We start from the raw sequence: 18,862 nt of genomic DNA on the forward strand, positions 1-18,862 counted from the left end.
CCGGCCGCGATCTGCTGGCTCGAGGCCGACAGCTCCTCCGAGGCCGCCGCCACCGCGACCGCGCTCGACGAGACGGTGCCGACGATGCCGCTGACGTTCTCGGCCGAGCGATTGAACGCCTTCTGGAGGTCACCGGTGCACCCCGACGCCGTCTCCGGCAGCCGCTGGGTCAGGTCGCCCTGGGCGAAGACCTCCAGGGCATCGATCGCCGCTCGCAGCGGACGGACCAGGCTGCGGCTGATGGCGGTGGCGAGACCGGTCAGCAGCAGGAGACCGAGGACCGCGACGACCAGGACGGTCATCCGCATGCCCGAGGCGGTGTCCATCAGGTTCTGGGAGGTGCTGTCGGCGTCGGCGCCGATGTCCTCGACAGCACCGCTGAGCACGACGTCCATCGCGTCGTTGGCGGTCTGGATCTCGTCGGCGCGGGCGCGCTGGCCGGCCTGGTCCTCGGCCGCGGCCTGGACGAAGGCGGCGATGGAGGCGGTGTAGTCGGCGAACGCGTCCTCGACCTCGCCGACCAGCTGCTGGTCGTCGGCGTCGAGATCCAGGCCCTTCAGCCCGGCGATGAGCTCGGCGACGGTCGCGGTGTCATCGGCGACGTCCGCCTCCAGCGCGGCCGGGTCGTCCGCGACCAGAGACTTCAGGGCGGAGACCTTCAGCTCGCTCGAGCGGGTGTCGAGCGACTGGTAGAGCGAGCGCGCGTCGGTGTGTGCCTTGGTCGTGTCCGCGTCCTCCTCGACCGCGAACGCCGAGGTCCAGGCGACCACGGCGACCAGCGTGGTCACGATCAGTCCGATCGCCGTGATCGCGGCGATCCGACGTCCGACGGTCCAACGGATGTTCTTCATGCGTGCGTCCCCCCGGAAGCATCGACGGCGCCCCGCGGTTGGAGCGTCCGCCGTCACCATCGGCCTGCACGTCGCGATGCTGAGTGACCGCCGACACCCAGATGTCGACGGCCCCCGGCTCAGACGGAGAACCTCCCGACCTCGGTGTTGAGGTCGGCCGCCATCGTGGCCAGCTCGGCGATCGCGGTCAGCGTCTGGTTGACCGCCTGCGTCGTGCCTTCGGCCGCGATCGCGACACCCGAGATGTTGATCGCGATCTCGCCGGAGCCGGTGGAGGCCTCCGTGACGTTGCGGGACATCTCGTTGGTGGTCGCGGTCTGCTCCTCCACCGCCGCGGCGATGGTGTTCTGGTAGTCGTTGATGCTCGTGATGATCTCGGCGATCTCACCGATCGCCACCACAGCACCCGAGGTGTCGGCCTGGATCGCCTCCACCCGACGCGAGATGTCCTCGGTCGCCCGAGCGGTCTCCTGAGCCAGCTCCTTGACCTCGTTGGCCACCACCGCGAAGCCCTTGCCCGCCTCACCGGCCCGCGCGGCCTCGATGGTCGCGTTGAGCGCCAGCAGGTTGGTCTGCTCCGCGATCGAGGTGATCACCTTGACCACGTTGCCGATCTCCTGGCTCGACGTCCCGAGCTTGGCCACCGTCTCGTTCGTCGTGTCGACCATCGACACCGCCTGGGAGGCGACGCGGGCGGCCTCGTTGGCCGAGTGCGCGATCTCGCGGATCGACGCCCCCATCTCCTCCGCACCCGCCGCGACCGTCCCGACGTTGCGCGACACCTCGTCCGCGGCACCGGACACCACGCCCGCCTGCACGCTCGTCTCCTCCGCACCGGCGGCGATCTGCTGGCTCGAGGCGGACAGCTCCTCCGACGCCGCCGCCACCGCGACGGCGCTGGCCGAGACGGTGCCGACGATGCCGTTCACGGACTCGATGGACCGGTTGAACGCGACCTCCAGGTCACCGACGTCGCCCGAGGACCTCTCGTCCAGGCGGTGGGTCAGGTCGCCGCCGGCGAACTGCTGCAGGGCCCCGACGATCGCCGACAGCGGACGGACCAGGCTGCGGGAGATGAGCGTCGCGAGCACGGCCAGCACCGCGAGCCCGAGGACCGCGACGAGCAGGATCGTCGTCCGCATGCTCGAGGTGGTGTCGATCAGCTCCGCGGCGGCGTCGGCGCTGGCCACGTTGCGGTCCAGCACGGTGGCGTGCAGCGTCTCGAACAGCTGCGCGTACGCCGCGGTCACCGCGGCCGCGTCGGCGCGTCCGTCGCCGTCAGCGGCGAGGATCTGCAGCACGGTGGCGCTGAACTCGTTGTACGCGGCCTCCGACGCCTGCGTGCCCTCGACGTCGGCCTCCGTCACGTGCGGGAGGTCCGCGATCATCGCGAAGTAGCCCGCGACCGTCGCGTTCTCGGTCTCGACCGCAGCGACGAGCTCCTCGGTGTCCGGCTCCACCGAGCCGCGCAGGCCGGCTGCCTGGACGACGCCCGCGCTGACCTCGACGGCCTGGTAGATGCCCTGGACGTCGGAGTCGGAGCGAGCCCGGTTGGCGTCGTCGGCGGCGGCCAGGGCCGAGGCGATCGCCACGGCGGCCACCACGACGGTGGTCAGCAGGCCGATCACGGTGATGGCCGCGATCCGGCGACCCACGGTCCAGCGGATGTTCCTCATGACGAAGCTCTTTCCACGTTGTCCGACATCTGTCGCTTAGTGGTTCGACCAGTCGCCCGCGGACCTGAGATGTCGGCGGCGACTGGCACGGTGCCCCGTGATGGAATCTCGACGTGCAGGAGGTGGGAGTGAGCGAGGCGATGCTCCTCGGTGAGCGCAAGGCGTACGGCGCCTACTACACGCCGACCGACGCCGCCCACGTGCTGGCGTCGTGGGCGATGCGCCACGACGGCGAGGTGCTGCTCGAGCCCAGCCTCGGCGACGGGTCCTTCGTCGCGGCCGCCCAGGAGGTCGCGGCTGCCCGCGGCTGGACGCGACCGGGGTTCGTGGCGGCCGAGCTCAACCCGCGCACCGCCGCCGGTCACGCCCACCACGGTCTGGTGCGGGCCGACGAGCTCGCGGTCGGCGACTTCCTCACCACCGCCGTCCGGCCGGTCGACGCGGTGGTCGGCAACCCGCCGTACGTCCGGCTCCGGGCGCTGCCCGACGACCAGGCCCGCAGCGCGGTGGCCGCCAGCCACGACGACCTGGGCGAGCCGATGGCGTCCAGCGGCAGCGTGTGGATGCCCTTCGTCGCCCGGGCGTCCCGCTTCCTGCGCCCCGGCGGCCGGCTCGCCCTGGTTCTGCCCTGGGACTTCACCTACGTCCGCTACGCCCGGCCGCTGTGGCGTCACCTCGGCGAGACGTTCGGCTCGCTGCGCGTGGTCCGGGTGCGCGAGCGGCTCTTCCCCGACATCGGCCAGGACGTCCTGCTGCTGCTGGCCGACCACAAGGGCGGCCGCACCGACCGGGTCTCCTTCGAGGCCCACCGCACGGTCGCCGACCTGGTCGCGGACCGTCCCGAGGTGTCGACCACGATCTCGGTCGAGCGCGTGGTGCGCGGCGAGCGTGCCTTCCAGGAGGCCCTGCTGCCCGCCGGCGTGCTCGACGTCCTGGAGCAGACCCGGCCGCTGACCGTCGCCGCCCGCGAGCTCGCGACCTTCAACATCGGCTACGTCTCCGGCGACAAGGACTTCTTCCACCCGCCGGCCCGCGCCGGCCTGCCCGAGGAGAGCCTGCGCCCGGCGCTCACCAACGCGCGCCGGCTGCGCGGAGGCGGGCTGTGGACCTCGGAGCTCCCCGCCGACGCCCAAAGCCGGCTCTGGCTCCCGGGTGAGCGACTGAGCCCGGCCGAGGAGCGCTACGAGCGCCGCGGCCGCCGGCTCGGCGTCCACCGTCGCTACAAGTGTCGGGTCCGCTCCCCGTGGTACGCCGTCCCCGGGGTGAAAGTCCCCGACCTGGTCCTCTCGGTGTTCTCGCAGCGGCCGATCCTGATGATCAACGACGGCGGTCACGTCGCGACCAACAGCCTGCTCTGCGGCTACCTCCGCCCCGGCGTGGCCGCCGACGGGTTCGCCGCGGGGTGGTACACCTCGCTCACGCTGCTGCACGCCGAGCTGGAGGTGCACTCCCTCGGCGGTGGGGTGTTCGTGCTGGTGCCGACCGAGGCCGGCAACGTCCGGGTCCCCGTGCCCGGCACGGTGCCGGAGGCGGTGCTGCCGCTCGTCGCGGAGGCGCTGGGCCGCGGCGACCTCGACGGGGCCTACCGCGCCGGCGACCAGGCCCTGGCCGCCCGGGTCGGGGCCGACGGGGTCCGGCTGGTCCAGGACGGCATCGCCGCCCTGGAGGCGTGGCGGACGGCCCGGCCGGTCAGTCCTTCGGCCTGAAGACGTCGAGCCAGATGTTGCGGTCGACGAAGGTGTCGACCAGCCGGTCGACGAAGGTCTCGATCCGCAGGTCGGCCTTCTCCAGCGGGACCCCCTGCTGGACGACGTCGTCGCGGATGCCCGGCAGCGGGACCTGGTCGAAGTCGACGACCAGGTAGGCGAACTGGTCGTAGATCCCGCGCAGGTCCTTGTAGCCCTTGCCGTCGCGGCCGGTGACCGCGGCGTACATCCGGGCGTAGCGCGCGTGGTCGGGACGCTCCTCGCGCGCCACCCGCTCCCCGGCGACCTTGCCCCACTTCCGGCTGATCAGCGGGTGCAGGTAGACGTAGCCGTAGACCGCCATCGGGAACCGGTCCTGCAGGCTGATGCACTCGCCGATGATCCCCTGGTAGTACTCCAGGACGTTGTTGCCGACCGAGGCCATCTGGCTGCGCACCCCGACGCTCAGCAGCACCCCGTTGTCCGGGTGCACCACCGCGACGTCCACGTCCTTCGGCTTGTGCGACCCGAAGACCCGCACCTCCTCCTTGACCTGGATGCCCTGACGCCGGGCGTCGTCGGTGAGTCGGTCCCGGAGGCCGTCGGCGACGTACTTGTGCAGCATCTTGATGAAGCCCTGGCTGCGCACGGCGGCGACCGGGTCGGCGTCGTACCTCGCCTTCATGTCGGCCAGCACGTCCTCGAGGGTCGGCCTGCTGAAGGGGAGCATCGCGTCGGTCATGGTGGCGGCCACCGTAGTCTCAGGCGGCCCGCTCGCGCCGCACCAGGTAGGCCGCGGCCGGCACCGCAGTGAGCACGGGGAGCAGCAGGGCCGCGAGGCTGAGGACCGCGTAGGCCGCGAGGTCGACCGGCGGTACGGCGGGGCCGAGCATCCCCAGGCCGACGCCGAGCACGGTCGGCACCACCGCGAGCGTCCCGACCAGCCAGGCCAGCGCGCCGGTCACCAGCGCCTCGACCAGCACCATCCGGGTCAGCTGCCGGCCGGTCGCGCCGGTACGACGCAGCAGGCGGAGCTCGCCGCGGCGCCGTACGGTCGTCATCACCAGGGCGTTGGCGGCCGCCAGGAGCACGAAGCCGAGCAGGCCCAGGAGCAGCACCGTGGAGAGCCGGCGCTCGGCCGCGTCGGCGCTGGACGCGTCCGCGGCGTACGACGCGGGGGTGGCCGCCTCGAGACCGAGGCCCGCGAGCGCGGCCCGTCCGGCCGCGTCGGCGTCGACCAGCAGGGCGTCGGCGGACCGGTCGGTCCGGTGCGCGTCGAGGGTGTGCGGGCCGACGAGGTAGTCGCCGAACCCGAGCCCGCGCTCGTAGACCGCGACCACGGTCGGGCTGCTGGTCGAGCCGTCCGGCCAGCGCACGGGGACGCTGTCGCCGAGGTCGAACCCGGTCTCGAAGGTGGCATCACTGCTGACGGCGATCGTGCCGGCGCCGGTCAGGTCGGCGAGCGACCCGGCGCTGACGTCGGGGTCCAGCAGGTCCGCGTCGCCGGCGACGGAGCGGACGACGGTCTGCTCCCAGGCGAGCGCGTCGACCACGCCGTCGAGGTCGGCGTCGGTGAGCACCCGGGCCGGCGAGGTGGCCAGGCCGGCCACGGCCGTCACGCCGGCGAGGCCGGTCACCGCGTCGACGTCGGTCGGGGTCAGCCCGCCCGGAGCGGTGACGACGGCGTCGGCGTGCAGGCCGTCGCGGAGCTGGGTCTCGGTGGCGGCAGCGACGGTCCGGTCCACCGTAGTCTGGGCGGTGCCGGCGGTGAGCGCGAGGGCCAGCGGGACCACGACCAGGGTCAGCCGCTGGGCGAAGCCGCGGAGGTTGGCCACCCCGAGGCGACCGGCCGGGCCGAGGAACCGCTCGGCCCGGGCGGAGTGGGCGAAGGCCCACCCCACGAGCGACGGTCCGGCGAGCGCGGCCGCGCCGACCAGCAGGAAGGCGGACGTCGCGGCGCCGGCGCTGCCGACCGTGCCGGGGACGACCAGCGGGCTGAGCGCCGCGGCCAGGCCCAGCAGGGCGAGCGCGACGGCCGCGCCCCGCCGTACGACGCCGATGGTGGTGGTCTCGACGGCACTCGCCCGGGCCGCCGGGCCCGGGGCCGCGCGCAGGGTCTCGCGCACGGAGAGCCGCGCGGCCAGCCAGGCCACCGGCAGGAGCAGGACGGTGGCGGACAGGACCGGGAGCGGGCTGAGCGACAGGGTCGCCCCCGCCTCGACGAGCCCGGCGTCGCGGAGCAGCGGGGCCAGCAGCGGCGCGAGGAGCAGGCCCACGGACGCCCCCAGCGGTACGGCGACCAGCGCGACCAGGACGACCTCGGTGCCGACCTGGGCGCGGAGCTGCCCCCGGGTCGCGCCGACGGTCCGCAGCAGGGCCAGCTCGCGCCGCCGACCGCGCAGGGCCAGCGACACGGTCGCGGCCACGACCAGCACGACGACGGTGAGCACGGTGCCGGCGTACGAGCCGGCGAGGACGACGAGCAGCCCGCTGTCGCGCAGACCCGACTCCCCCAGCACCCCGGCGACGGCGATCAGGAGGCCCGCCAGCACGAGCACGAGCGCCGTACCGGTGAAGCCGGCGCGGTGCGCCCAGGCGCTGCGCCGAGCGAGCGACCAGGTACTCATCGGGGTGCTCATCGGCCCAGCCCGATCATGCGTGCGGTGACCTGCTCGACGGTGGGGTCGTCGAGCTGGCCGACCAGACGCCCGTCGGCGAGGAAGAGCACCCGGTCGGCGCTCGCCGCGACCTGCGGGTCGTGGGTCACCAGGACCACGGTCTGGCCGAGCTCGCGCGCCGTCGTCCGCAGCACCTGCAGCACCTGGGCCGCGGTCGCCGAGTCGAGGGCCCCGGTCGGCTCGTCGGCGAGGACGACGTCGGGGCTCGTGACCAGGGCTCGGGCGATCGCCACCCGTTGGGCCTGCCCGCCGGAGAGCTCGTGCGGACGGCGCTGCTCCATCCCGTTCAGGCCGACGCTCCCCAGGAGCCGGTCGAGGTGCGCGGCGTCCGGCCGACGTCCGGCCAGCACCAGCGGAAGGGTGACGTTCTCGACGACCGAGAGGTGGTCGATGAGGTTGTAGGCCTGGAACACGAACCCGACGTGCTCGCGGCGGAACCGGGTCAGGGCGTCCGGCGAGAACGCGCTGATGTCCTGCCCGCCGACCACGACCCGGCCCCGGCTCGGGACGTCGAGCCCGGCCGCGCAGGCGAGGAGCGTGGACTTGCCGGACCCGGACGGCCCCATCACCGCCGTGAACGAGCCGGTCCCGAGGGTCAGCGAGACCCCGCGTACGGCGTGCACCGGCTCGGCGCCTCCGGCGTACGACTTGTGCAGGTCCTCGAGGTGGACGGCGGCCTCCGTGCGGACGGCCGGACGGGGCGCTGAGTGCTGGATCGTCATGCCGTCAACGCTAGGAATCGCCGGCCCTCGCCACGAGCCGCTCAGGACGGAACTCCCGGGCTCCTCCTTTCGAAGGAGGACCCCTGGTGTGACCCCGAGCGAGTAGAGGTGCCCCCGGTGGGACTCGAACCCACACCACGCCGCTTTTAAGGCGGCTTCCTCTGCCGATTGGGATACGGGGGCGTGCGCCGCAACCTACAAGTAGGTCTTGCGCGGGTGGATGGCGTGCGCGCCCGCGGCACGGTCGAGGAAGAGCAGGCCGGAGCAGTGGTCGATCTCGTGCTGGAGGGCGCGGGCCTCGAACGCCTCGGCGGTGAGGACGACCTCCTCCGCCGTACCCGGCAGCTGCCCCCGTACGACGAGCCGCGTCGCCCGCTTCACGTCGCCGGTGAGGTCGGGGACGCTCATGCAGCCCTCGCGGGCCCTCTCGTTGCGGCTGGCCTCGACGACCTCGGCGTTGCAGAGCACGAAGGTGCCGTGGTGGCCGCGGGTCTTGGGGTGCGCGGAGACGTCGACGCAGAAGACCCGGGCCGAGACGCCGACCTGCGGAGCGGCCAACCCGACGCAGCCGGGGCTGACCCGCATCGTGGCGACCAGGTCGGCGGCCAGCTGCACGGTCGAGCGGGCGCTCGGGTCGACCACCTCGCCGAGGGTGGCGAGCACGGCCGCGGGGGCGCGGACGACGTCGAGGACCCGGCCCTCGACGCCCAGCCGGGACTCCGTCCAGGAGGAGACCAGCTCGTCGCTCACAGCTCGTCGGCCTCCGCCGGGCGCAGCGTGGCGCCGACGCCGAGCGCGTCGGCGGCGGCCCGGATCGCCGCGGCCACGGCCTCGACGTCGGTGTCGGCGGGTAGGTCGATCTCGGCGACCAGGAGGTAGAGGTCACCGGCCAGCCGGGTGGTCAGGTCGGTGATGTTGCCTCCGACGTGGGCGACCTCCCCGACGACCGCCGAGACGATGCCGGGCCGATCGCCCCCGTGGACCGTGAGCACCCAGGAGGTGCCGGTCGCGGCCGGCGTCGGCTCGGGCGGCACCTCGCGCACCGTGACGGTGAGAGTGCCGGCGGCGGTCAGGGGCGCGAGGGCGGCCTCGACCTCACCGGCAGCGGCGTCGCCGGCACAGACCAGGGTCATCGCGAAGTGGCCGCGGAGCAGCGTCATCGTCGAGTCCTCGAGGTTGAGGCCGAGCGCGGCGAGGACCTCGGTCGTCTCGGCGATGATGCCGGGCCGGTCGTGCCCGAGGACGGTGATGGCGTGGAGGGTCACGGGTCCATCCTCGCAGCGACGCTCGCGGCCCGGCCCAGGACGTCGTCCAGCATCGCCTCCGTGAGCCGGCCGGTGAAGGTGTTCTGCTGGCTGGGGTGGTAGCAGCCGAGCAGCAGCACGTCGTGCTCCGGACCCCCGATGACGGCCGTCGCCCCGTGCCCGAAGCGCGGCTTGGGCCGCGGCACCTCCCAGCCGAGCGAGCGGAAGGTGCGCAGGGTCGCGTCCCAGCCGATGGCGCCCAGCGCCACCGTGACCCGGACCGTGCCGGCGAGCAGGCCGACCTCGGCCTCGATCCACGGCGCGCAGGTCTCGCGCTCCTGCGTCGTGGGCTTGTTGTCGGGCGGCGCGCAGCGGACGGTGGCGACCATCCGGGTGCCGACCAGCTCCAGGCCGTCGGCGGCGTGCACGCTGGTGGCCTGCGTCGCCAGCCCGACCCGGTGCAGGCTCGCGAAGAGCCAGTCGCCGGACCGGTCGCCGGTGAAGACCCGGCCGGTGCGGTTCGCGCCGTTCGCGGCCGGGGCCAGGCCGACCACCAGGATCCGGGCGGCGGGGTCGCCCCAGCCCGGGATCGGCCGGCCCCAGTAGGGCTCCCCGGCGTACGACGCCCGTTTCGTCACGGCCACGTCCTCGCGCCACCGGACCAGGCGTGGGCAGGCCGCGCAGACGCTGACCCGGGCGTCCAGCTCGGCGAGCGGGGCGCCCCGGGCGAGCCGGCGGACCGCCGCCGGCGTACGAGCCACGGGCGTGTCCGGACGCGCCGGATCGCCGGGCCATCCCGAACCGGGCGGCACCGGCGATCCGAAGAGCTCCCCGGTCGCGGGGTGCGGGAGCAACGTCAGGGAGCGGGCTGGATCGACGCCTCGCGCTTGACCTTGTCGGCCGCCGTCGAGGCGACGTCGGTGACCTTGTCCTTGACCACGGAGGCGGCCGCGGCCGCCTGGGTCGCCGCGGTGTCCTGGACCTGGTGGGCGGCGTCCTGGACCTTCGGGTTGCGCGCGACCTTCTGGGCCTGCGCCTTGATCTGCTCGTAGCGCTCGTGCCCGGCGCGGGCGCCGAGCACGTAGCCGACGCCGGCCGCGGCCAGCAGGGAGAGCTTGCTCATGAGGTGCTCCTTCGGGTGGTGGGGTTCGGGGTTCAGCGGCGGACGCGTCGTACGACGACGACGCCGAGCAGGACGACCACGGCGGCGCCGGCGACCACTCCGGCGAGCTTGGCCTGGTGGATCGCGGTCGCCTTCACGCGGGTCTGCAGCAGGTCGACGGTGGTGGCCAGCTGCTCGCGCTGGCGGACGATGTCGGCCTCGATCTCGGCCGGGGTCTGGCTCATCGGTGGGCCCCCTTCAACGTCGCGACGTCCTCCTTGACCCCGGCGACGGCCCGCTCGGGCGTCGCGGGGGTGGCCTGGGCGATTTCCTTCTTGCCGAACAGCGCGAGCGCGCCGGCGACCAGGAAGACCGCCCCGCCCACGATCAGCGCGGCGGCCCAGACCGGGAGCACCAGGGCGAGCGCGGCGATGCCGGCCGCGAGGAACGCCCCGAGGCCGTAGAGGGCCAGCAGGCCGGCCGCGCCGAACCCGGCCAGCCCGAGACCGGCGGCCTTGCCCTTCTGGGTGAGCTCGGCCTGCGCGAGGCGCACCTCGCTGCGGACCAGCTCGGGCACCTGCTCCGAGAGCCGGTGCACGACGGCGCCGATCGGCTCGTCCGTGGTCACGCTGCTGGTATCGGTCATGACCGTCCGGTGACCAGCCGCCGAACCCGGCAAACCGCTCGGAGGGGTGGTCAGCGGCCGATGGACCAGGCGATCCCCTCGAGGATGTCGGCCTCGGAGACGACCAGCTCGTCGACGCTCGCCCGCCGCAGCACCCGCGACAGGATCAGCGCGCCGGCGTCGATGACGTCGGCGCGGCCGGGGTGCATCCACGGCAGCTCGAGGCGCTCGGCGACGGTCATGCCGACCAGCCGGCCCACCATCGCGTGCACGTCGTCGAAGGACAGCCGCACCTGGTCGATCGCGTCACGGTCGTAGGCGGGCAGGTCGAGGACGCCGGCAGCGATGGTGGTGACGGTCCCGGCGACGCCGACCACGGACGCCGCCGCGGCGATGTCGACCGGCGCGGACTCCAGCGCGGTGTCGATGTCGCGGACGCAGGCGTGCACCTCGTCCATCGAGGCCGGGTCGGAGCGCACGTGGCGCTCGTGCAGGCGGACCGAGCCGAGGTCGAGCGAGCAGGCCACCTGGGGCGAGGTGTCGCCGAGGATCAGCTCGGTCGAGCCGCCGCCGATGTCGAGGACCAGCACCGGCTCGGCCGGGTGCTCGCGCAGGTCGCGGACCGCGCCGGCGAAGGCCAGGCCCGCCTCCTCGACGCCGCTGAGCACCTCGGGCTCGACCCCGAGCCGCTCGCGCACCCCGGCGGCGAAGACGTCGGCGTTGCTGGCGTCGCGGGTGGCCGAGGTGGCGCAGAAGCGGATGTTCTCGACGGGTACGGCGTGCGCGCGCACGAGCTCGGCGTACTCGTCGAGGGCGGCGAAGGCCCGCTCGAGCGCCTCGTCGGCGAGCCGGCCGGTGGCGTCGACGCCCTGACCGAGCCGCACCATCCGGGTCTCGCGCACGGCGATCTCGGGCAGATCGCCGATCAGCAGCTTGACGGTGTTGGTCCCGCAGTCGATCGCGGCTACCGGTCCACGCACGGACCCGCCTCCCACCAGGGCCCGAGCAGGGCCAGCACCTCGTCGCCGAGGGGGTTGGCTCCGGGACCCTGGGCCAGGGCCTGGCCAGCGAGGACGTGGAGACACTTGACGCGGTCGGGCATCCCTCCCGCGGAGATGCCCTCGATCTCGGGGACCTCCAGACCGGCTTCGCGCCCGATCTCGGCGCGGGCCGCGAGGTAGCGCTCGTGAGCGGCCCGGTAGGCCGCGGCGAGCTCCGGGTCCTCGCCCAGCCGCTCCTGCATCTGCTTCATCGTGCCCGTGCCCTCGAGGGTCCCGATCCGGGACGCCGCGCGCGGGCAGGTGAGGTAGTAGGTCGTCGGGAACGGGGTGCCGTTGGGCAGCCGCGGCTCGGTGGTCACCACGTCGGGGTTGCCGCACGGGCAGCGGTGCCCGACCTCGTGGATGCCCCGGGGCTCCCGCCCCAGCTGGGCCGCGACCGCTTGCTGATCGGCCGATGGGATCACTGGTCCTGCTCCTCCGAGCCGTCGAGCTCCTTCAGGGGCACCGGGTCGCCCGCCGGCGGCGGGTCGCCGGCCAGCTCGACCGATCCCCACGCGTCGCCCCACCAGGCCTCGGGCTCCTGCGGGTCGACCTCGGACGGGTCCGTCAGCGTCGAGCCCGGCTCGATGGGGTCGCCGTCGGCGTCGAGGGCGACGTACGCCGTCTCCCCCGGCATGACGTAGCCGAGCCGCTGCCGGGCCTGGCTGCGGACGTACGCCGTGTCCTGCCAGCGCCGCTTCTCGCGGGCCAGGTCGTCGATGCGGTCCTGGCGCTCCACGATCTCCTGCTGCAGGGCCTGCATCTCCGAGCGCTGCTGCAGGAACGCCCGCAGCGACGAGGCGGAGCCGACGGCCAGCACCGCGAAGACGACGGCCAGGATCGCCAGCCGGCTGGTCGGCCGGAGCCGGGCCCGCTCGGGCGGCCGCGAGGTCGGCCGGCCGGCCGCCTCGGCGGCCGTGCGCGGACGACCGGTCCGCCCGGCACCCGGGGTGCGCCCGGGTCCGGTGCGGCCGCGGGGGCGTGCCCCGCGGGCCGGGCGGCGGTCGTCAGCCATCGATCGGTTCCCTGCTCAGCCCTGGAAGCGCGGGAACGCGCCGGCGCCGGCGTAGCGCGCGGCGTCGCCGAGCTCGTCCTCGATCCGCAGGAGCTGGTTGTACTTGGCGACGCGGTCGGACCGGGCCGGGGCGCCGGTCTTGATCTGGCCGCAGTTCGTCGCCACCGCGAGGTCGGCGATGGTGGTGTCCTCGGTCTCGCCCGAGCGGTGGCTCATCATGCAGCGGTAGCCGTTGCGGTGGGCCAGCTCAACGGAGTCGAGGGTCTCGGTCAGCGAGCCGATCTGGTTGACCTTCACCAACAGCGCGTTGGCCTGGCCGCCGGCGATGCCGCGGGTCAGGCGCTCCACGTTGGTGACGAACAGGTCGTCGCCGACGATCTGGGTCCGGGTGCCGAGCTGGTCGGTGATGGCCTTCCAGCCGTCCCAGTCGTCCTCGTCGAGCGGGTCCTCGATCGAGACGATCGGGTACGACGCGACCAGGTCGGCGTAGTAGGCGGTCATCTCGTCGGCCGACTTGGAGCCGCCCTCGAAGGCGTACGAGCCGTCCTTGAAGAACTCGCTCGCGGCGACGTCCATGGCCAGCGCGATGTCGCGGCCCAGCGTGAGGCCGGCGGCCGAGACGGCCTCGGCGATCAGGTCGAGCGCGGCGCGGTTGGAGTCGAGGTTGGGCGCGAAGCCGCCCTCGTCGCCGAGGCCGGTCGAGAGGCCCTTCTTCTTCAGCACCGACTTCAGCGCGTGGTAGACCTCCGCGCCCTGGCGCAGCGCCTCGCGGAAGGTCGGCGCGCCGATCGGCGCGATCATGAACTCCTGGATGTCGACGTTGGAGTCCGCGTGCGAGCCGCCGTTGAGGATGTTCATCATCGGCACCGGCAGCAGGTGGGCGTTGGGCCCGCCGACGTAGCGGTAGAGCGGCAGCTGGGCCGAGTCGGCCGCGGCGCGGGCCACGGCCAGCGAGACGCCGAGGATCGCGTTGGCGCCGAGCTCGGCCTTGTTGGGGGTGCCGTCGAGCGACAGCATCGTCTGGTCGACGAGGCGCTGGTCGTCGGCGTCGATGCCCTCGACCGCGGGGCCGATCTTCTCGATCACGCCGGCGACGGCGTTCTGGACGCCCTTGCCGAGGTAGCGGTCGCCGCCGTCACGCAGCTCGACCGCCTCGAACGCGCCCGTGGAGGCACCGCTGGGGACCGCCGCGCGGGCGAACGAGCCGTCGTCGAGGACGACCTCGACCTCGACGGTGGGGTTGCCGCGCGAATCGAGGATCTCGCGCGCGCCGACAGCTTCGATGGTTGCCAAGGGAACTGCTCCTGAGGAAGTCGAGTGGATGCGCGACCAGCCTAGACCCGTCGAGACGGGGTTCCGTGCAGGCCGCGCGGCCGTGGCTCAGAGCAGCCGTCGTACGGCGTCGCGCAGGGCCTGCTCGGGATCGGTCCCGGACCCGTGGGCCTCGGCGACGAGCGCGAGCAGGCGCTCGCCGAGCCCGTCACCGTCCGGTACGACGGGCCGCCCCGCCCGCTCCAGCCGGTCGAGCACCTTGTCGGCGTACAGCAGCGCGGGTAGCGAGGCGGGCAGCCCCTCGGTGAGGTCGGAGCGGTCCTTCTCGGCGGCCTTGATGGCCTGCCAGGCGTCGTTGATCTCGGCGGCCGTCCCGCTCGCCGCGTCGCCGAAGACGTGCGGGTTGCGGCGGACCATCTTGGCGGTGATGCCGCTCGCGACGTCGTCGATCGTGAAGCCACCGGCCTCCTCGGCGACGACGGCGTGGAAGTAGACCTGCAGCAGCAGGTCGCCGAGCTCCTCGCGGAGGTGGTCGGGGTCGCCGGACTCGATCGCCTCGACCGTCTCGTGGGTCTCCTCGAGCAGGTAGCGGACCAGCGAGCGGTGGGTCTGCTCGGCCTTCCAGGGGCACTCGGCGCGCAGCCGGCGCATCACCTCACGGAACTCGAGGAGCGGCTCGTGCTCCGCGCGGTCGGTCACCGGATCAGCCGCCGCAGCGCTGGGACTCCGGCAGGTCCTTCGCGAAGCCCTCGGGAGCCTCGGCGGCGCTCGCGTCGACGGCGAAGTCGGTGGTGGCGACCGACAGGTCGTCGCGGGTGGTGAGGATCTGGTCGTCGCCGACGGAGATGGCGTCGAAGGCCGGGTTGGTGTCGATGTCGGCGTCGGCCTGCCAGTCCTGGACGGCCGCGACGCCCGCGGCGACGACCGCGTCCTGGGCGGCGTCGGCGCCGGCCTCCTCGGCCCCGATGGCCAGCAGCACGTTGGAGAAGTACTGGTCGGCGACGAAGACCGGCTCGGCCGCCGCGACGTCGTCGGGGTCGGCGCTCGCGTAGGTCTCGCGGTAGGCCTGGGCCGTCTCGTCGGTGTCGGGCACCTGGACGTCGAAGGCGTCGACCAGCTGGTCGGCCATCACCTCCAGCGAGAGGCCGCGCTGGGCCGCGTTGCGCAGGGTGGTGCCGGCGATCGCCTGGCCGTCGAACTGCGGGTCGGAGCGCAGCACGGCGCAGGCGCTGCTCGCGACGTCGTCGACCCGGGTGACCGAGATCGTGGTCCCGTTGATGCTCACCGCCTGGCCCGGTCGGATGCCGGCGTCGGTCACCCCGCACCCGGTCAGGAGTCCGGCGCACACCGGGACGACAGCGGCGAGGACGACGGCGAGGGGGCGACGCGGGCTCACGTGGGCTCCTAGGACTGGGCGGCCGGGGCAGGCGGATCGATGATGGCGTCGATCACATTCGCGGCCCATTGAAGCAGGGCGATGCCGTCGATCGGGCGACCGCCCACGACCGCCGTCTGCGGGCGCGGCACCAGGATGGTGTCGAGCTGGGTCTTCACGATCGACTTCGGATACATCCGCATCAGCCGCACCTGCCGGGACTCGGGCAGGGTGACCGGCGCGAACCGGACGTTCTTGCCGGCGATGGTCACCTCGCCGACGCCCGCCTGGCGGGCCCGGGCCCGGAACCGGGCGACCAGCAGCAGCGACTCGACCACCTCCGGCGGCGCGCCGTACCGGTCGACCATCTCCTCGCGGATCAGGTCGACGTCCTCGTTGGCGCGGACCTCCGCGAGCCGCTTGTACATCTCCAGGCGCAGCCGCTCGCTCGGGATGTAGTCGTGCGGCAGGTGGGCGTCGACGGGCAGCTCGATGCGGACCTCGTTGAGCTCGGGCTCACCCTCGCCCTTGAACTCGTGGACCGCCTCGCCGACCAGCCGGACGTAGAGGTCGAAGCCGACGTCGGCGATGTGTCCGGACTGCTCGCCGCCGAGCAGGTTGCCGGCGCCGCGGATCTCGAGGTCCTTCATGGCGATCGCCATGCCGCCGCCGAGGTCGGAGTGCTGGGCCAGCGTCGCGAGCCGCTCGTGGGCGGTCTCGGTCAGCGGCTTCTCCTGGGGGTAGAGGAAGTAGGCGTAGGCGCGCTCGCGCGAGCGGCCCACCCGCCCGCGCAGCTGGTGGAGCTGGCTGAGGCCGAGGGTGTCGGAGCGCTCGATGATCATCGTGTTGGCGTTCGACACGTCGAGGCCGGACTCGACCAGGGTCGTGCAGACGAGGACGTCGAAGCGCTTCTCCCAGAAGTCGAGCATCACCTGCTCGAGCTGCTTCTCGCCCATCTGGCCGTGCGCGGTCGCGACCCGGGCCTCCGGGACCAGCTCCTTCAGCTTCCCCGCGGCCTTCTCGATCGAGTTCACCCGGTTGTGGATGTAGAAGACCTGCCCCTCGCGCAGCAGCTCCCGGCGGATCGCGGCCACCACCTGGCGGTCCTCGTAGGCGCCGACGTAGGTCAGCACGGGGTGCCGCTCCTCGGGTGGGGTGGTGATCGTCGACATCTCGCGGATGCCGGTGATCGCCATCTCGAGCGTGCGCGGGATCGGCGTCGCGCTCATCGAGAGCACGTCGACGGACGTGCGCATCCGCTTCATCTGCTCCTTGTGCTCGACGCCGAAGCGCTGCTCCTCGTCGACGATGATCAGGCCGAGGTCCTTGAACCGGATGTCGGGGTTCAGCAGCCGGTGGGTGCCGACCACGATGTCGATCGAGCCCTCGGCGACCCCGGCCATCACCTCCTTGGCCTCCTTGTCGCTCTGGAAGCGGCTCAGGGCCTTCAGCACGACGGGGAAGCCGCTCATCCGCTCGGCGAAGGTGCTGAGGTGCTGGGTGACCAGCAGCGTCGTCGGCACGAGCACGGCGACCTGCTTGCCGTCCTGGACCGCCTTGAAGGCCGCGCGTACGGCGATCTCCGTCTTGCCGTAGCCGACGTCGCCGCAGACCAGCCGGTCCATCGGGACCACCTGGCGCATGTCGCCCTTGACCTCCTCGACGGTGGTCAGCTGGTCGGGCGTCTCGGTGAACGGGAACGCGTCCTCCAGCTCGCGCTGCCAGGGGGTGTCCGGGCCGAACGCGTAGCCCTTGGTGGCCTGCCGGGCGGCGTAGAGCTTGATCAGCTCGGCGGCGATCTCGCGGACCGCCTTGCGGGCCCGGCCCTTGCGCTTGGCCCAGTCGGCGCCGCCGAGCCGGTCGAGGCTCGGCTGCTCGCCGCCGACGTACCGGGTCACCTGGTCGAGCGCGTCGGCCGGGACGTAGAGCCGGTCGGGCGGGCCGCCGCGCTTGGAGGCGCCGTACTCGAGGACGAGGTACTCGCGCACCGCTCCCCCGGCCTCGCGCTGCTTCATCTCCACGAACCGGCCGACGCCGTGCTGCTCGTGGACGACGTAGTCGCCGGCCTTCAGCTCCAGCGGGTCGATCTGCTTCTTGCGGCGCGCCGGCATCTTGCGCATGTCGCGGGTGGACGCGCGCTGACCGGAGATGTCCTCGCCGGTCAGCAGCACCAGCCGGTTGGTGTCGTCGACGAAGCCCTGGGTGAGCGCGCCGCAGGTCACGCTGACCGTGCCGAGGACCGGGTCGCCGTCGAGGGCGGCCGGGACGTCGCGCTCGCCGAGCGCCTCCACCATCCGCTCGGCCGGGCCGTGGCCGAGGTGGAGCACGACCGTGCGGTAGCCGTCGCCGCGCCAGCCGTCGAGGTCCTTGATGGCCTTCTCGACGTCGCCGCGGTAGGCGTCGACGGGGCGCATCGGGAGCACCCGGCCGCCGTCCTCGGCGTCGACCTCGCCGTCCAGACCGAACGGGCTGACCGTCCACCAGGCCAGCGACCGGCCGATCGTGTGGTCGCGCACGTCGCCCAGGGAGCGGTACGACGCCGCGCCCAGGTCGATCGGGGCGGTGCCGCCGCCGGCGGCCGCCGCCCAGCTGGCGCCGAGGAACTCCTCGCTGGTGGCGACCAGGTCGTGCGCGCGCCCGCGGGCCCGCTCGGGGTCAAGGACCAGCACGTGGGTGTCGTCGGGCATCAGGTCGACGAGCAGCTCCATCTCGTCGACGAGCACCGGCGCCAGCGACTCCATGCCCTCGACGGCGATGCCGTTCGCGATCTTGTCGGTCAGCTCGACCAGCTGCGGGTGGGTGCGGCCGAGCTCGGCCGCGCGGGCGCGGACCTCGTCGGTGAGCAGCAGCTCGCGGCACGGCGGCGCCCAGAGCCGCTCGACCTGCTCGTGGGTGCGCTGGTCGGCCACCGAGAACGAGCGGATCTCCTCGACGTCGTCGCCCCAGAACTCCACGCGCAGCGGGTGCTCCTCGGTCGGCGGGAAGACGTCGACGATGCCGCCGCGGACCGCGAACTCACCGCGCCGCTCGACCAGGTCGACCCGCGAGTACGCCGCGTCCGCGAGCCGTCGTACGACGTCGTCGAGGGGGGCGGACTGGCCCGGCACGAGCTCGACGGGCTCCAGGTCGCCGAGGCCCTGGACCTGGGGCTGGAGCAGCGAGCGGACCGGGGCGACGACGACCTTCAGCGGGCCGTTGCTCGCATCGGTGCCGGGGTGGCAGAGCCGACGCAGCACGGCCAGCCGGCGACCGACGGTGTCGCTGCGCGGGCTGAGCCGCTCGTGGGGCAGCGTCTCCCAGCTGGGGTAGTAGGCGACGGCGTCGGGGTCGACCAGGTCGGCCAGGGCCGCGGTGAGGTCCTCGGCCTCGCGCGACGTCGCGGTCACCGCCAGCACCGTGCGCCCGGCGCGGACCAGGCCGGCGACCACGAACGGCCGCATCGCCTCGGGGGCGGTCAGGTCCAGGGTCGGGACCAGGGCGCCGCGGGCGTCGTCGAGGGCCGTGCGGAGCGTGGGGTCGGCGAGGACGGCGTCGGCCAGGCCGGCGAGCGCGGTGGAGGACACGTGGCTCCTTGCAG

General features: G+C 73.5%; 19 protein-coding genes and 1 tRNA gene. 1 reads left to right on the top strand and 19 read right to left on the bottom strand.

The window, feature by feature from the left end:
• The coding region (locus BLT76_RS16345) for a HAMP domain-containing protein (RefSeq protein ID WP_139175593.1) at positions 1-851 on the bottom strand (851 nt) is incomplete at its 3' end.
• A 119-nt stretch (positions 852-970) separates the two neighbouring features.
• Positions 971-2,527: a methyl-accepting chemotaxis protein gene (locus tag BLT76_RS16350; RefSeq protein WP_090858483.1), complete on the bottom strand. Its 1,557-nt coding sequence runs from the start codon at positions 2,525-2,527 to the stop codon at positions 971-973.
• A gap of 128 nt (positions 2,528-2,655) precedes the next feature.
• Here BLT76_RS16350 and BLT76_RS16355 point away from each other — a divergent pair, with 128 nt between their 5' ends.
• On the top strand, positions 2,656-4,233 hold the full coding sequence (locus BLT76_RS16355; protein ID WP_090858486.1) for an Eco57I restriction-modification methylase domain-containing protein: 1,578 nt from the start codon (positions 2,656-2,658) through the stop codon (positions 4,231-4,233).
• On the opposite strand, the gene BLT76_RS16360 is transcribed toward BLT76_RS16355, so the two are convergent.
• From BLT76_RS16360 to mfd, 17 genes are all read right to left on the bottom strand, one after another.
• Positions 4,217-4,954: a hypothetical protein gene (locus BLT76_RS16360; protein WP_139175596.1), complete on the bottom strand. Its 738-nt coding sequence runs from the start codon at positions 4,952-4,954 to the stop codon at positions 4,217-4,219. The two genes, BLT76_RS16355 and BLT76_RS16360, sit on opposite strands and share 17 nt — an antisense overlap.
• A gap of 19 nt (positions 4,955-4,973) precedes the next feature.
• Positions 4,974-6,839 (bottom strand): FtsX-like permease family protein, encoded by a 1,866-nt coding sequence (locus tag BLT76_RS16365; RefSeq protein WP_170867099.1) that lies wholly within the window; start codon positions 6,837-6,839, stop codon positions 4,974-4,976.
• Positions 6,840-6,847: 8 nt separating this feature from the next.
• Entirely contained in the window at positions 6,848-7,612 is a 765-nt protein-coding gene (locus tag BLT76_RS16370) for an ABC transporter ATP-binding protein (RefSeq protein ID WP_090858495.1), read from the bottom strand.
• Between the two features lie 109 nt (positions 7,613-7,721).
• Positions 7,722-7,795, bottom strand: a tRNA-Leu gene (locus BLT76_RS16375).
• Between the two features lie 12 nt (positions 7,796-7,807).
• Positions 7,808-8,362, bottom strand: coding sequence for a peptide deformylase (locus tag BLT76_RS16380; RefSeq protein ID WP_139175599.1), 555 nt, complete (start codon positions 8,360-8,362; stop codon positions 7,808-7,810).
• Positions 8,359-8,877 (bottom strand): glycine cleavage system transcriptional repressor, encoded by a 519-nt coding sequence (locus BLT76_RS16385; RefSeq protein WP_090858498.1) that lies wholly within the window; start codon positions 8,875-8,877, stop codon positions 8,359-8,361. The genes BLT76_RS16380 and BLT76_RS16385 overlap by 4 nt, the downstream gene beginning before the upstream one ends.
• Complete coding sequence (locus BLT76_RS16390) at positions 8,874-9,716, bottom strand: uracil-DNA glycosylase (RefSeq protein WP_090858501.1); 843 nt, start codon at positions 9,714-9,716, stop codon at positions 8,874-8,876. The genes BLT76_RS16385 and BLT76_RS16390 overlap by 4 nt, the downstream gene beginning before the upstream one ends.
• The gene (locus tag BLT76_RS16395) at positions 9,713-9,979 is read right to left on the bottom strand and encodes a hypothetical protein (RefSeq protein WP_090858504.1); all 267 of its coding nucleotides are present in this window, start codon (positions 9,977-9,979) and stop codon (positions 9,713-9,715) included. Before BLT76_RS16395 ends, BLT76_RS16390 begins: the two co-directional genes overlap by 4 nt.
• Positions 9,980-10,011: 32 nt before the next feature.
• Positions 10,012-10,203 carry a DUF3618 domain-containing protein gene (locus BLT76_RS16400; RefSeq protein WP_090858508.1) on the bottom strand — a complete coding sequence of 64 codons (192 nt, stop codon included), beginning with the start codon at positions 10,201-10,203 and terminating at the stop codon, positions 10,012-10,014.
• Positions 10,200-10,604, bottom strand: a complete 405-nt coding sequence (locus BLT76_RS16405) for a phage holin family protein (protein WP_090858510.1) — start codon at positions 10,602-10,604, stop codon at positions 10,200-10,202. Before BLT76_RS16405 ends, BLT76_RS16400 begins: the two co-directional genes overlap by 4 nt.
• Before the next feature lie 50 nt (positions 10,605-10,654).
• Complete coding sequence (locus BLT76_RS16410; RefSeq protein WP_090859136.1) at positions 10,655-11,563, bottom strand: Ppx/GppA phosphatase family protein; 909 nt, start codon at positions 11,561-11,563, stop codon at positions 10,655-10,657.
• The gene (locus BLT76_RS16415) at positions 11,548-12,048 is read right to left on the bottom strand and encodes a DUF501 domain-containing protein (protein ID WP_090858512.1); all 501 of its coding nucleotides are present in this window, start codon (positions 12,046-12,048) and stop codon (positions 11,548-11,550) included. Before BLT76_RS16415 ends, BLT76_RS16410 begins: the two co-directional genes overlap by 16 nt.
• The gene (locus BLT76_RS16420) at positions 12,045-12,638 is read right to left on the bottom strand and encodes an FtsB family cell division protein (protein WP_090858515.1); all 594 of its coding nucleotides are present in this window, start codon (positions 12,636-12,638) and stop codon (positions 12,045-12,047) included. Before BLT76_RS16420 ends, BLT76_RS16415 begins: the two co-directional genes overlap by 4 nt.
• 15 nt (positions 12,639-12,653) lie before the next feature.
• Positions 12,654-13,931: a phosphopyruvate hydratase gene (gene eno / locus BLT76_RS16425; RefSeq protein WP_090858518.1), complete on the bottom strand. Its 1,278-nt coding sequence runs from the start codon at positions 13,929-13,931 to the stop codon at positions 12,654-12,656.
• A gap of 87 nt (positions 13,932-14,018) precedes the next feature.
• Positions 14,019-14,609 (bottom strand): nucleoside triphosphate pyrophosphohydrolase, encoded by a 591-nt coding sequence (locus tag BLT76_RS16430; protein ID WP_244509440.1) that lies wholly within the window; start codon positions 14,607-14,609, stop codon positions 14,019-14,021.
• A gap of 4 nt (positions 14,610-14,613) precedes the next feature.
• Entirely contained in the window at positions 14,614-15,306 is a 693-nt protein-coding gene (locus tag BLT76_RS25770; protein WP_090858521.1) for a hypothetical protein, read from the bottom strand.
• Between the two features lie 8 nt (positions 15,307-15,314).
• Positions 15,315-18,848, bottom strand: a complete 3,534-nt coding sequence (gene mfd, locus BLT76_RS16440) for a transcription-repair coupling factor (RefSeq protein WP_090858524.1) — start codon at positions 18,846-18,848, stop codon at positions 15,315-15,317.
• Positions 18,849-18,862 lie beyond the last annotated feature (14 nt).

Source organism: Nocardioides lianchengensis (assembly GCF_900101465.1).
Lineage (GTDB): Bacteria > Actinomycetota > Actinomycetes > Propionibacteriales > Nocardioidaceae > Nocardioides > Nocardioides lianchengensis.